This window comes from Kocuria sp. SM24M-10 (assembly GCF_001027955.1).
GTDB lineage: Bacteria > Actinomycetota > Actinomycetes > Actinomycetales > Micrococcaceae > Kocuria > Kocuria oceani.
In genome coordinates this window covers 17,723-31,114 of record NZ_LDNX01000171.1, presented here as the reverse complement: position 1 = coordinate 31,114, position 13,392 = coordinate 17,723, and the positions used below count along the sequence as shown (strand labels likewise).

Below are 13,392 nucleotides of genomic sequence, written 5' to 3'. Positions count from 1 at the left end.
CCCGACGGCGCGCTGGCTGCGCCCCTCGCGCAAGCGGCCCACCGACAAGTCCCGTCCCGTCACCCCGCCGCACCCCAAGACGCTCGAGAACCTCAAGGCGAACCTGGGGGCGATCTCCACGGTCGCCACCCGCCGTCTCGAGACGGACCTCGGCTGGTTCGAGGAGCTGCGCGCCGACGAGCGCTCCGAGCTGGGCCTGGTGGCCCAGCGCGGCATCTCCTCGTTCGTGCGCTGGTACGAGGACCCGGAGGAGCCCCTGTGGGTGCTCACCCAGGTCTTCCGCAGCGCCCCGACCGAGCTGACCCGCTCCATCTCGCTGCAGCACGCGCTGCAGCTGCTGCGGATCGTGGTCGACGTGGTCGAGGAGAAGGTTCCCGAGCTCGCCAAGCACCACGACGAGGCCGCGCTGCGCGAGGCCGTGCTGCGGTACTCGAGGGAGATCGCCTTCGCCGCCGCCGACGTCTACGCGCGGGCCGCCGAGAACCGGGGGTCCTGGGACGCCCGGCTGGAGTCCCTGGTCGTGGACGGGATCCTGCGGGGCGAGCACTCCGACTCCCTGCGCTCCCGCGTGGCGGCCCTGGGCTGGGCCTCGACCGGCCCGGTCACCGTGCTCACCGGCTCCGCACCGGAGGCCACCGGCCCCGCCACGGTCGCCCGGCTGCGGCGGCTCGCCGCCCGCCACGCGCAGGACTCCCTCGTCTCCATCCAGGGCGACCGGCTGGTGCTCATCCTCGGCGGTCTGGTGGACCGGGAGACCGCCCTGGAGAAGCTCACCGCCGCGTTCGGTCCCGGACCGGTCGCCTACGGCCCGGAGTCCCCCACCATCTTCGAGGCGGGCCGGTCCGCCCGGCTCGCCCACGCGGCCCTGTCCGTGGCTCCGGCCTGGCCGGCCGCGCCGCGACCGGTGCACTCCGAGGACCTGTGGCCCGAGCGGGCCATGGCCGGGGACGAGGCGGCGCGCGCGGCGATGGTCGAGTCGGTCTACCGGCCGCTGACCCGATCGGCCACCGGGCTGGCGGAGACCCTCTCGGCCTACGTCTCCGTGGGCCACTCCCTGGAGGCCACCGCCCGGGAGCTGTTCGTGCACGCGAACACGGTCCGCTACCGGCTGCGCCGGATCTGCGACCTCACCGGCTGGGACCCCCTCGTCCCGCGGGACGCGTTCGTGCTGCACTGCGCCCTGCTCGCCGGGCGGCTGGCCGACTCCTGCGCGCCGCTCGACACCTCCGCCCCCGCCCCGGCACCGGTCTTGTAGCTTCCCTACAAACACCGCCGCGCGGGTTGGTGGCCTCCGCGCCCGCGCCACGCGGCGCTTCCTTGCCAAGCTGTCAGGGTGATCGCGATCGTCTGCCCCGGACAGGGCTCCCAGAAACCCGGCTTCCTCACCGAGTGGCTCGCCCTCGACGGCGTGCGCCCCCACCTCGAGCGGCTGGGCGAGGCCGCCGGGTTGGACCTCGTGCACTACGGGACCGAGGCGGACGAGGAGACCATCAAGGACACCGCCGTGGCCCAGCCACTCATCGTGGCCGCCGGGCTCGTGGCCGGCCGCCTGCTGGCCGACCGCATCGGCGCCGGGCGGGAGGACCTGGTCCTCGCCGGGCACTCCGTCGGGGAGATCACCGCCGCCGCCCTGGCCGGGGTCCTCACCGAGGAGGACGCCATGGCGTTCGTCCGGACCCGCGCCAACGCCATGGCGGAGGCCGCCGCGGCCCTGCCCACCGGCATGAGCGCCGTCCTGGGCGGCAAGGAGGACGAGGTCCGCGACGCGATCCGGGCGGCCGGGCTCACCGCCGCCAACGCCAACGGCGGCGGGCAGACCGTCGCCGCCGGCACCCTCGAGCAGCTCGCCGCCCTCGCCGAGCACCCGCCCGCCCGGGCCCGCGTCGTGCCCCTCAAGGTCGCCGGGGCGTTCCACACCGAGCACATGGCCCCCGCCCTCGGGCCCCTCCGCGAGCTCGTGGCGGACCTCTCCCCCGCCGACCCCGTGCACCCGCTGCTCTCCAACGCCGACGGCGCCCCCGTGGCCTCCGGCGCGGCGGCCCTCGACGCGCTCGTGGCCCAGGTCTGCCGCCCGGTCCGCTGGGACCTGTGCACGCAGACGCTGCTGGAGCGCGGCGTCGAGCAGCTGATCGAGCTGCCGCCGGCCGGGACCCTGGTCGGCCTGGCCAAGCGCGCCATGAAGGGCGTGCCGGCCCTGGCCGTGAACTCCGCCGAGGACCTGGCGCAGGCCCGGAGTATTCTTGTCTGACGTCCGCCTGCGCACCCGGTGCGCAGCACGTCCCGAGGCCGGAGCAGCCGCCCCGCCCCGCCCAGCAGGCCCGACCGCCGCGCCCGGCCGCACGAAGGAGCAACGACCCCTGTGGTGACCCTGAAGCAGCAGCAGAACAACGCGCACTCCCGCATCCTCGGCCTCGGGGTCTACCGCCCGGACGTGGTCGTGACCAACGACGACGTGTGCCAGTGGATCGAGTCCTCCGACGAGTGGATCCAGCAGCGCACCGGCATCAGGACCCGGCACCGCGCCGCCGAGGAGGTGAGCGTGCTGGACATGTCCGAGCACGCCGCCCGCGAGGCGCTGGCCGCCGCCGGGATCGAGGCCTCGCAGCTGGGCGGGGTGATCGTCTCCACGATCTCCTTCCCCTACCTCACCCCCTCCGCGGCCGCGGCCCTCGCGGAGCGGCTGGGAGCCACTCCGGCGCCCGCCTTCGACATCTCCGCGGCCTGCGCCGGCTACTGCTACGGCATCGCCCAGGCCGACGCCCTGGTGCGCTCCGGGGCGGCGGACTACGTGCTGGTCATCGGTGTGGAGAAGCTCTCCGACGTCATCGACAACAGCGAGCGCTCCATCTCGTTCCTGCTCGGCGACGGCGCCGGCGCGGCGGTGGTCGGCCGTTCCGAGACCCCCGGCATCGGCCCGTCCGTGTGGGGCTCGGACGGCTCCAAGTGGGACGCCATCCGGATGACCCACCCGCTCACGGACGTCCGCGCCGTGGAGCAGGGCCGGGAGCGCACGCCCTCCCCCGACCTCCTCGATCCGGACACCGGCGAGGTGCGCGAGGACGCGACCCTGTGGCCCACGCTGCGCCAGGACGGGCAGACGGTCTTCCGCTGGGCCTCGTGGGAGGTCGCCAAGCGGGCCCAGGAGGCCATGGACGTCGCCGGCGTGGGGCCCGAGGACCTCGGGGCCTTCATCCCGCACCAGGCGAACATGCGGATCATCGACCAGATGGCCAAGACGCTGAAGCTGCCGGACTCCGTGGTCATCGCCCGCGACATCGCCGACGCCGGCAACACCTCCGCCGCCTCCGTCCCGCTGGCCACGCACCGGCTGCTCGCCGAGCACCCGGAGCTGTCCGGCAAGCTGGCCCTGCAGATCGGCTTCGGCGCCGGCCTGGTCTACGGGGCGCAGGTCGTCGTCCTCCCCTGATCCCCGGCGGCACGTGCCCGGATCCTGGTCCGGGCACGTGTCGGATCCGGCGCGGGGCCTCTGCGACTCGTCGTAGGGTTGAACCGCACACCCGTTGTCCCCCGGCCCGGCCGCACGGCCTGACCGGGACAGATGCGCCCGGCACCCGACCGGGAGCGCCCGTCACCACCGGCTGCCCCGGCAGCCGCACAGAAAGGAAGCCACACTATGGCGAGCAAAGAGGAAATCCTGACCGGCCTGGCGGAGATCGTCAACGAGGAGACCGGTCTGGAGACCGAGGCGGTCCAGCTCGACAAGTCCTTCACCGAGGACCTGGACATCGACTCCATCTCGATGATGACCATCGTGGTCAACGCCGAGGAGAAGTTCGACGTGACCATCCCCGACGAGGAGGTCAAGAACCTCAAGACCGTCGAGGACGCCGTCAACTTCATCGACAACGCCCAGGCCTGACTCGGCCGGTCGTCAGCGGGACGCGGCGGGGCGCAGGAACCGCCGCGTCCCGCCGACCCGCCCCCGGGCGGGCCGCCCACCGCTTCATCCCAGGACACGAGGAAGTGCAGTCATGACCCGCAAAGTAGTCGTCACCGGTCTCGGTGCCACCACCCCGATCGGTGGCACCGTCCCCGAGCTGTGGCGCAGCGCCACCACCGGCGTCTCCGGTGTCCGCGCCCTCGAGCACGACTGGGTGGACACCTACGATCTCGGCGTGCGGATCGCCGCGCCGGTCTCGACCCCCGCCGGCGAGGTGCTCTCCCGCGTCGAGGCCAAGCGCCTGGACCCCTCGGGGCAGCTGTCCGTCATCGCCGCCCGCGAGGCCTGGGCGGACGCCGGGTTCTCCGGCCCCAACGCCGAGGACTCCGCGGAGGTCGACCCCGACCGTTTCGCCGTCGCCTTCGGCACCGGCATCGGCGGGGTCTGGACCCTGCTCGACGCCTACGACACCCTGCAGAAGCGCGGGGCCCGCCGCGTCATGCCGCTGACCGTGCCGATGCTCATGCCCAACGGCAACGCCGCTGCCGTCGGCATGGACCTCAAGGCCCGCGCCGCCTCGATCACCCCCGTCTCGGCCTGCGCCTCCGGCACGGAGGCCTTCTACCAGGGCATGAACCTCATCCGCTCCGGGAAGGCCGACCTCGTGGTGGTCGGCGGGGCCGAATCCGCGATCCACCCCGTGACCATCGCCGCGTTCTCCTCGATGCAGGCGCTGTCCAAGCGCAACGACGAGCCCGAGCGCGCGTCCCGGCCCTACGACACGGCCCGCGACGGCTTCGTGATGGGCGAGGGAGCCGGCGCCGTGGTGCTCGAGTCGGAGGAGCACGCCAAGGCCCGCGGCGCCCGCGTCTACGCGGAGCTGGCCGGAGCCGGCCTGACCTCCGACGCCTACCACATCACCGCGCCCGACGACGAGGGCCGCGGCGCCGCCCGCGCCCTCGACGAGGCCATGCAGACCGGCGGGTTCGCGCCGGGCGACGTCAAGCACGTCAACGCCCACGCCACCTCCACTCCCCGGGGCGACGCCCCCGAGGCCGGTGCCCTGCGGCGCGCCTTCGGCTCGGCCGTGGACGACATGTGCGTCTCCGCCACCAAGTCCATGACCGGGCACCTCCTGGGCGGCTCCGGTGCCGTGGAGGCCGTGCTGACCGTCCTCGCCGTGCACCACCGCACCGCCCCGTGCACCATCAACCTGGAGAACCAGGACCCGGAGATCGACCTCGACGTCGTCACGGACGCCCGGGACCTGCCGGGCGGGGACTTCGTCGCCGTGTCGAACTCCTTCGGCTTCGGCGGGCACAACGCCGTCGCCGCGTTCCGCACCGTCTGACCGGTCCGCCCGGCACACGCCACGAGGGTCGCCCCGCATCGCGGGGCGACCCTCGTGGCGTGTCCGGTCCCTCGGAGGCGGAGCGGGACCGGGTGCGCTCAGCCGACCCGGTGCAGCCAGCGCACCGGAGCGCCCTCCGCGGCGTGCCGGAACGGCTCCAGCTCCTCGTCCCAGGCCTCGCCGAGGGCGAGCGAGAGCTCGTTGATCACGAGCAGCGGATTGCCGGCCGCGGTCTCGTAGGCGTAGCGGATCCGGTCCTCGGAGACCATGATGTTGCCGGCGGCGTCGGTGGTGGCGTGGAAGATCCCGAGGTCCGGGGTGAAGGACCAGCGCGCACCGTCGTGGCCGCGGGAGGGGTTCTCCGTCACCTCGAACCGGAGCCGGCCCATCGTACGCAGGGCGGAGGCCAGCAGCGCGCCGGTGCCGGCGGGGCCCGACCACTCCAGCTCGGCGCGCACGGTGCCCGGCTCGGCGTTCTGCTGGGTCCACTCCAGCTCCGTGCGCTGGCGCGCGACCGACTCCAGCGCCCACTGGATGTGCGGGCACAGCGCCTGTGGCGCGGAGTGCACGTAGAGCACTCCGCGCGTGGTGGGTGAAGACATGACCTGCTCCTCCGTCGTGTAGGTACGTCTTCCCCGACGCCCTGCACGGCAACGGCCCCACCCTCCGGGTCGCGGTGTGCGGGCCGCTCCCGGGCGATGCGATTGTGCGGCCGGCCCGTGCACCGCGGGGATTCGAGGCCCGCACGGCGTCCGGTCGGCCCGGTGCCGTACCCGCCGTCCCGGTCCGCGACCTGCCGGGCGGTCCGGAGCGGTGGATACACTACGCATCTCATTCAACTGCACGGTTTCCGGGGCCGTCAACCTGTGCGACGTCGCGCGGCCGTCGGCGCCGGCTCGCCGCGGACGCAGGCGCGGCCTCAGGCGCGCGGGTGGGCCTGGCGGTACACCGCTCCGAGCCGGTCCACGGAGACGTGCGTGTAGATCTGCGTGGTGGCCACGGAGGCGTGGCCCAGCAGCTCCTGCACGGTGCGCAGGTCAGCGCCGCCGTCCACGAGGTGGGTGGCGGCGGAGTGGCGCAGCGCGTGGGGCCCGCGCGCCGCGGTGTCCGGGACCGTGCCGAGCTCGCGCTCCACGACCCGGCGGACCTGGCGGACGTCGATCCGACCGCCCCGGGACCCGAGGAAGAGCGCCGGCCCGCTCCCGGCCGTGGCCAGCAGCGGCCTCCGGGCCAGCCAGATCTGCAGCGCCTCGTCGGCGGGGCGCCCGAAGGGCACGGTGCGCTGCTTGTCGCCCTTGCCGATCACGGTGAGCACCCGCCGGTTGCGGTCGAGGTCGTCGACGTCGGCGCCCGCGAGCTCGCTCACCCGGGCGCCCGTGGCGTAGAGCAGCTCCAGGAGCGCCCGGTCCCGCGCGCGCAGGGCGCCCTCGTGCCCGGCGGCGCCCGGGTCCGCGGCGCGCCCGGCGAGGTCGTCGAGCAGCACCCGCATCCCGTCGGCGGGCACTACGTCCGGGAGGTGGCGCTGCCGCCGGGGGGCCACGAGCCGCAGGCTCGGGTCGGCGCCCACGAGACCGGTGGCGGCGGCCCAGCCGAAGAAGCCGCGGACCGAGGCCGTCCAGCGCGCCATCGAGGAGCGACCCGCGCCGCCTGCGTGCCGCGTGGCCAGCCACGCCCGCAGCATGTCCAGGTCCACGGCCGCGGGCGTGGCCACGGCATAGCGCTCGTGCAGCCAGGCGAACAGCGCCCGCAGGTCCGAGGTGTAGGCGCCGACGGTGCGGGGACTGCGCGCCTTCTCGTGCCGCAGGTGCTCCGCGTACCGCTCCAGGGCGCGGGTCACGGCCGTCGGCAGCGGGGCGGGAGCGGTGCTCATGGGGGGAGTCTAGCGACGTCGGCGCCAGCCCTCCTCCGACCCCTCGGCCAGCCCGCGCTCCTCGAGCCGGTGCAGTCCGCCGAGGACCTCGCGCGCGGACAGACCGGCGACCCGCACGAGGCGGTCCGGGCGGCTGCGCGCCGACAGCGGCAGGGCGTCCAGCAGCACGCGGTCGGGCTGGGAGAGGCCGTCGACCACCGCGGCCGGTCCCTCCGCGGCGTCGGTGGGGTCGGTGGCCGCCGCGGCGGCGCCCAGCGGCTGGAGCAGCTCGAGCACGTCATCGACGTCGGTGACCAGCACGGCGCTGCCCTCCCGGACCAGGCGGTGGCACCCGGCGGAGGTCCCCGCGAGGACGCTGCCGGGGACGGCGCCCACGGGGCGGCTGAGGCCGTCCGCGTGGTGGGCGGTGTTCTGGGCGCCCGAGCGCCACCGGGCCTCGACGACCACGGTCCCCGCCGAGAGGGCGGCGATGATCCGGTTGCGCTGCAGAAAGCGGTAGCGACTGGGCGTGCACCCCGGCGACGCCTCGCACAGCAGCAGTCCCGAGGCCTCGACGCCGCGGAGCAGCTCGTCGTTGCCGGGCGGATAGAGCCTGTCGATGCCGCAGGCCATGACCGAGACCGTGGGCGGGGCGCCCGTGCCGGTGGCCAGGGCGGCGGTGTGGGCGGCCTGGTCGATGCCGTAGGCGCCGCCGGAGACCACGGTCCAGCCGCGCGAGGCCAGCGCACCGGCGAGGTCCAGGGCGATCCCGCGGCCGTAGCCGGAGCAGTCGCGGGAGCCGACCACGGCCACCGCGCGGCGGGCGGGGAACCGGAGGAGCCCGCGCCGGCCCCGGCCCCACAGCCCGATCGGCTGGAACAGCCCCAGGTCCGCCAGCGCCTCCGGCCAGTCCGGGTCCTCCGGCACCGCGTACCACGCCCCGGCCCGGGCGGCCGTGGCGAGGTCCGCGGCGGGGTCCAGGCCGGCGGCGCGGCCGGCCCAGCGCTCCAGTGCGCGGCGCAGGTCGACCTGCCGGGGACCGTACCCGGCCTCCGCCGCGCCCCGGACGAGGGCGACGTGCTCGGCCGCGCGGATCGGGCGCCGGCCGGCGGCGATCTCCAGGGCCGCGACCGGTCCGAGGGTGGCCAGCAGCAGCATGGCGGTGGGATCCGTGGGCTCCACGAGGCGGCAGAGCCCGGCGCGGGCCAGCCGCACGCCGTCGCCGGCGGGGCGGGGAGCGGTAGGGGCGGGGTGCATGGGCGGTCCTCTTCAGTGCGGTCGGGTCGGTGCCGCGGTCAGGCGGGCACGAGCGAGCGGAAGTACAGGGCGGTGTCCACGTCCTCCACCGCCGGCGCGCCGCGGCCGTCGAGGTCCGCGAGCGTCCAGGCGACGCGCAGCACCCGCTGGTGCCCCCGGGCCGTCAGCGCCCCCCGGTCCATCACCCGCTCCAGCGGCGCGGTGACGGCCCGCGGCGGCCGCAGGGGCCCGTGCAGGAGAGCGGTGCCGAGCTCGGCGTTGGTGCGCAGGCCCAGCCGGCGGAGGCGTTCGGCCTGCGCGCCGCGGGCGGCGGCGACCCGGGCGGCCACGGCGGCCGTCGGCTCCGCACGGCCCGCCCCGGAGGCGAGCTCTCCGTAGGAGACCTTGGGCACGGTGATCTGCAGGTCCACGCGGTCCAGCAGCGGGCCGCTGAGCTTGCCGAAGTACGACCGGCGCACCCGGGGGGTGCAGGTGCAGTCCGCCCCGCGGCCTCCGGACTGTCCGCACGGGCAGGGGTTCGCGGCGAGCACCAGCTGGAACCGGGCCGGGTACACCGCCGAGGCCACCGCCCGGTCGATCGTCACCCGCCCGCTCTCCAGGGGCTGGCGCAGGGCGTCGATCACGCCGCGGTCGAACTCCGGCGCCTCGTCGAGGAACAGCACCCCGCGGTGGGCGCGAGAGGCGGCACCGGGCCGCGGGATCCCCGTCCCGCCCCCGCACAGGGCTGCCGAGGACACCGTGTGGTGCGGCGCTTCGAAGGGCGGGCGCCGGATCAGCGCGGTCCGCCGCTGCGCAGGGCCGCCGAGGGAGTGGATCGCGGTCACCTCCATGGCGGCGTCGTCCTCGAGGTCGGGCAGCAGCCCGGGCAGGCGCTCGGCCAGCATCGTCTTGCCGGAACCGGGCGGGCCGACCATGAGCAGGTGGTGCCCGCCCGCGGCGGCGATCTCCAGGGCCAGCCGGCCGTCCTCCTGACCGGCGACGTCGGCCAGGTCGGGGCTCGTGGCCGCCCCGTCCGGTACCGCTCTGCCGGGTTCCGGGTCCCCCTGCTCGGTCGTGGACGGGGCGACGGCGGAGGGGGCGGCCGGTGCGGGGCGGTGCAGCCCTCGCGGATCGGCGCCGGCGGCGGCGAGCACCTCGGCGAGGCAGCCGTAGCCCGCCACCCGGGCACCGGGGACCAGGGCGGCCTCGGCGGCGTTGGCCTCGCAGACGACGATCCGCTCGTGCCCGGCCCGCACCGCCGCCATGACCGCCGGCAGGATCCCGCGCACCGGTCGCAGCGCCCCGTCGAGGCCGAGCTCGGCCAGGAAGACGGTGCGGCCGGTCGCCGGCACGGATCCGGCGGCCTGCAGGGCGCTCAGCACGATGGCGAGGTCGAAGCAAGACTTGAAACAGCCTTACGTTTGCTGTCGCATCAACTCGCTACGCTGGGACTGTCCCCACCCCCCACCTCCGGAGGCACCCATGAGCCCAGACCCTCACGCGCGCGAAATGGCGATTTACAACCTAATCGCCCCTAGCATCGACTACTCGCAACAATTTGGCGATGACCCGACGACGCTTCTCTTTCCGTCGCTGCGACGATTGGCTGTGGTCCTCGGCGATCAAAAACCTGACTACGCATGGGCTGTCGTCAAAAGCACTTCATGGACTGAGGAATCTGGAACGCTGTACGTGCTTGTTGATGACGCGCTCATCAGCACCACTTACGGCCGCGCTGAATCGCGTGCTGTCAAGGTCGAGGCGCTCGACCTTGTCGACATCGACGTCGACGTGCGAACGGGCGAGCGCGTCACCCATATCCCCAGCGGCGTCCATAAGATCGCCGTCACTCTGAACCGGGGCAACGGCAAGGAGTCCTTCGAGCTCGCCGCACAACCCATGCGGGACGAGGCACCGGTGCAGACACTTCTCGACCTCGTCCGCGCCCTCACAAGTCGGCTCGGCGGAGCATAAAAATGACGAGGCCCCGGCGACAACAGTCACCGGGGCCTCGCCACGGAGGATGGACTAAGTGGGCCTCAACTAGATCACGATCCGGTGCTCAGGCGTTGGCGACTTGACGATAGTAGTGAGCGAGTTCCTCATGAGTGATCTCCCCATTCGGGAACGCGTCGTCACCGTCATAGTTTTTCGCCCATGGGCCTTCGCTATGGGTGCGGTCGCTCAATTGCTTGCCGGTCAGTCCGCCCATGGCCTCCAATACCGCATCGATGATCCCTCGTTCACGGTTCGACAGCGCCTCGGGCTTGCCTTCACTGATCTCCGACACATTGAATTGACCCTTGTGGGACAGCCATAGGTCTCGAACCACAGGGCCATTAGTCCAGGCTTCGATGCGGTTGTTAAAGACGGGTTCGTTGAACCATGCCAGGCTGAACGCCTGGCTGTAGTAGCAGAGCTTCTGCAGCTTCATCGCTGTCATCGGGCCGTTGCCCGCGAGGATGTAAGCGGCTACATCATGCGCAGTGGCCATGATCACCCCTCCCTCAACACTCATTGTTGCATGCTCAACTGGGTCGACTAGAAGAAGGACGTCGGTTTGACGGGTTGAGAAGCTACCTCCGACTGACGCAGCCCAATCCCAGCGACGATGGCCGTCATCCGGAGTACGGGAGCCATCCTCTCCTTGAGATCGCTCTTGACCTGCGCGTCGCACGTCAGCATCCCTTCCACCTCGCCTCCGATGAGGATCGGGACGGAAAGGTAGGACCGGTAGCTCCTCCCCTCCTGCAATCCTGGGGTCGCACGCTTCTTGGTATCGCGACACCATACATGCTGCCTGGCGAGGATTTTGGTCAGCGTGTCTTTGCCTGCATCGTCGTACTTGAACTGCGCGCGAGCTGCATCTGTCCCCCGTCCGAGGGGCTCGCCGACGAGCAGCAGCCGGGCCTGTTCGATCGGGCGGTCGCCGGGCTTCGTGTTGGCTGGCATCTGTTCCTCGTCGTAGTCGAGTTGGTAGATGCAAACTCGAAGGCTGTGGTGCGCTGGCTTCAGCAAGCTGAGGGTGCAGTGCTGAACCGCTGAGACGATCGTTTCGAGACGCTCCTGCGAGGACGAGGTTTGGTTGATCGTCCGTGCCAGCTTGTTGTTCAGGTCTCCCAGGATGTTGGCCGTACGGTTGCTTTCCGTAGCGGCACCCCGCTTGACGAACCACTGATCGATCTCTTTCAAGCCCGTGCCCAGGAGGATGCAACCGGCGCCAACCGCCACGTACACCGGGGCTATCGCACCGTCGGCCCAGCCGACCATCCGAGGCGCCGCCATGGCGAAGGCTCCACCTGCTGGCATGGTCCAGCCCGCCACCTTGGCAGGCCAGGAGCCCCAAAACCATCCCACTTACTGGCACCCTTCTTTCGATACGCATCCAAACCCTACCTGAGCACCGCGAGAGCGCCGCTGAGAGCCTTAGGCCTTAAGGCGAACGGGACCGCTTGGGTTACGCGTGCGCGCGCGCGATGGGGTGGGGGTGTCCTCGCGCGCGGCAGACTAACGGAGCCCCTCGTCGGCGCCCGGGGCATCGTCAACATTTGCACCCCCCTACCCCTGCAGGCACACCTGCCGCAGCCGCCCAGCACCCCGCTGCGGGCGCCGCGACACCCGGCACGACTGAGGGGCGGCGCCCGCCCGGACACCGCCCCTCAGAGCCTCACAGCGGCTCACGCCGCACCGGTCACGCGGCCGGGTCGGTCAGGGCCACGCGGGCCACGGCCGCGGGCTGCCGCAGCATGGTCTCGAACCGGCCCTCGCAGCGGAACACGACCTGGTTGCGGGTGAACGCGTCGCCGGGCTGACCGACGTGCAGGTTGATGTTGCCGGTCGAGGCGATGCCGAGCTGCTTGGGGTCGAGCACCACGGCCTCGCCCACGGTGAGCGCGGTGGTGAGCACGACCTGCGTGCCCCACAGCTTCTGCGCGGCGGAGTCCACCGGCCCGCCGAGCATGTAGTCGCCTGCCCCGTTGGTGCCGGTGGTGGCGAGCTCGATGCCCGCCCAATCGGAAGGGTTGAGGGCGATGAGCCCGGCGGTGTAGCCCTGCATCTGCAGCGCGGTGAGCGCATTGCGCAGCCGGTCGACCGGGCGGGTGCCGGTGGACACGACCTGCACGCCGTCCTGCACGAGCACGCCGTGCAGCTCACCGGCGCCGGTGCCGTAGAGCACCTGCTGCTCAAGGGCCTGGTACAGCCCGAACATGAGCTCGTTGCCGACGACGGCGGACACGGATGCGACGTCGGCGAGCAGTTGCTCGCTGATCGGCTCGGACACGTGGGCGATGACCTGGGTCTCGCCCTGCACCCGCTCCAACCCGATCGAGCTGGTGGGCTTGAGCTGCCCCTCGGGGACCACCCCGGCGTTGAGCGCGCGGCTGGTCTGCTTGAGGAAGGAGAAGAACCGGTCGGGGAACACGTCGACGCCGAGGGCCTCGACGAACCCCTGCGGCGGGGTGCCCATCGTCGCGGGCTCGGTGAGCTGGATCGGGGCCGTGTAGGCGCCCATGCTCACGGCGGCTTTCTGCTCGGCGGCACCGTGCTTGAGGTTCTCGCCGAGCTTGCGGGCGGTGGACTTGAGCCCGGCCCGGGTGAGGCGCTTGCCCTCGCTGGACGCGGCGCCGCTTGCGGCCACGCCTGCATTGAGCGTGGCGAGCAGCTCGTCGCCCTCGGCCTGCTCGCGGGACTTGGCCTCGGCTGCCTCGGTGGTGAGCGCCCGCAGCCGGGCGACCTTCTCGGGGTCGCAGTCCCCGCCCTTGACGTCGGCGAGGACCGGGCGGAGCTCGGTGAGGATGGTGCTGTACTTGCGCATTGGTCTGTTCCAATCAGGTGGGCGCGCACGAGACGGTGCGCGCGGCGGTGTGTGCTGACTGGACTAGGCGGGCGCTGCGCGGGCCGTGTGCTCAACGCCTTGGCCGCGGGTGCGGCTCCTCGGCGGAGCTGTGAGGCCGGCGGGCTGGCCGTCCGGGGTGGTGCTGGTGGTGAGCGGTGCCCCGGCCCGCGGTCTTGGCCCTGATGGGCTCCTCGACGGCGGGCCGGGACGGTGCTCTG

At 72.9% G+C, this 13,392-nt stretch carries 12 protein-coding genes and 1 pseudogene; 6 read left to right on the top strand and 7 right to left on the bottom strand.

Going from position 1 to position 13,392, the window contains the following annotated elements; translation table 11 throughout:
- From ABL57_RS19945 to ABL57_RS19925, 5 genes are all read left to right on the top strand, one after another.
- The coding region (locus tag ABL57_RS19945) for a PucR family transcriptional regulator (protein WP_371212502.1) at positions 1 to 1,255 on the top strand (1,255 nt) is incomplete at its 5' end.
- A 78-nt stretch (positions 1,256 to 1,333) separates the two neighbouring features.
- A complete protein-coding gene (locus tag ABL57_RS19940; RefSeq protein WP_047805223.1) occupies positions 1,334 to 2,248 on the top strand; it encodes an ACP S-malonyltransferase in 915 nt (304 codons plus the stop codon).
- A gap of 111 nt (positions 2,249 to 2,359) precedes the next feature.
- Entirely contained in the window at positions 2,360 to 3,427 is a 1,068-nt protein-coding gene (locus ABL57_RS19935) for a beta-ketoacyl-ACP synthase III (RefSeq protein ID WP_047805222.1), read from the top strand.
- A gap of 207 nt (positions 3,428 to 3,634) precedes the next feature.
- A complete protein-coding gene (locus tag ABL57_RS19930) occupies positions 3,635 to 3,880 on the top strand; it encodes an acyl carrier protein (RefSeq protein ID WP_017833742.1) in 246 nt (81 codons plus the stop codon).
- Positions 3,881 to 3,992: 112 nt separating this feature from the next.
- Positions 3,993 to 5,252 (top strand): beta-ketoacyl synthase, encoded by a 1,260-nt coding sequence (locus ABL57_RS19925; RefSeq protein WP_047805221.1) that lies wholly within the window; start codon positions 3,993 to 3,995, stop codon positions 5,250 to 5,252.
- A 98-nt stretch (positions 5,253 to 5,350) separates the two neighbouring features.
- Here ABL57_RS19925 and ABL57_RS19920 read toward each other — a convergent pair whose 3' ends face one another.
- The 4 genes and pseudogenes from ABL57_RS19920 to ABL57_RS19905 all read right to left on the bottom strand — a co-directional run.
- The gene (locus ABL57_RS19920; protein WP_047805220.1) at positions 5,351 to 5,854 is read right to left on the bottom strand and encodes a DUF3145 domain-containing protein; all 504 of its coding nucleotides are present in this window, start codon (positions 5,852 to 5,854) and stop codon (positions 5,351 to 5,353) included.
- A 317-nt stretch (positions 5,855 to 6,171) separates the two neighbouring features.
- The gene (locus ABL57_RS19915; protein ID WP_047805219.1) at positions 6,172 to 7,122 is read right to left on the bottom strand and encodes a tyrosine-type recombinase/integrase; all 951 of its coding nucleotides are present in this window, start codon (positions 7,120 to 7,122) and stop codon (positions 6,172 to 6,174) included.
- A 9-nt stretch (positions 7,123 to 7,131) separates the two neighbouring features.
- The gene (locus ABL57_RS19910; protein WP_047805218.1) at positions 7,132 to 8,358 is read right to left on the bottom strand and encodes a DNA-processing protein DprA; all 1,227 of its coding nucleotides are present in this window, start codon (positions 8,356 to 8,358) and stop codon (positions 7,132 to 7,134) included.
- A gap of 38 nt (positions 8,359 to 8,396) precedes the next feature.
- Positions 8,397 to 9,740 (bottom strand): annotated as a pseudogene (locus ABL57_RS19905) (YifB family Mg chelatase-like AAA ATPase); the annotation flags it as partial.
- Positions 9,741 to 9,819: 79 nt separating this feature from the next.
- Between ABL57_RS19905 and ABL57_RS22100 the strand changes: the two are divergent.
- Entirely contained in the window at positions 9,820 to 10,311 is a 492-nt protein-coding gene (locus ABL57_RS22100; RefSeq protein ID WP_152683480.1) for a hypothetical protein, read from the top strand.
- A gap of 88 nt (positions 10,312 to 10,399) precedes the next feature.
- Here the strand turns inward: ABL57_RS22100 and ABL57_RS19895 are convergent, their stop codons facing one another.
- The 3 genes from ABL57_RS19895 to ABL57_RS20955 all read right to left on the bottom strand — a co-directional run bounded on the left by ABL57_RS19895 (position 10,400) and on the right by ABL57_RS20955 (position 13,153).
- Positions 10,400 to 10,855: a Panacea domain-containing protein gene (locus tag ABL57_RS19895; RefSeq protein ID WP_203225694.1), complete on the bottom strand. Its 456-nt coding sequence runs from the start codon at positions 10,853 to 10,855 to the stop codon at positions 10,400 to 10,402.
- A 23-nt stretch (positions 10,856 to 10,878) separates the two neighbouring features.
- Positions 10,879 to 11,661, bottom strand: coding sequence for a GAF domain-containing protein (locus tag ABL57_RS19890; RefSeq protein ID WP_152683479.1), 783 nt, complete (start codon positions 11,659 to 11,661; stop codon positions 10,879 to 10,881).
- 367 nt (positions 11,662 to 12,028) lie between these two features.
- Entirely contained in the window at positions 12,029 to 13,153 is a 1,125-nt protein-coding gene (locus ABL57_RS20955; RefSeq protein WP_053005225.1) for a phage major capsid protein, read from the bottom strand.
- Between the last annotated feature and the right edge of the window lie 239 nt (positions 13,154 to 13,392).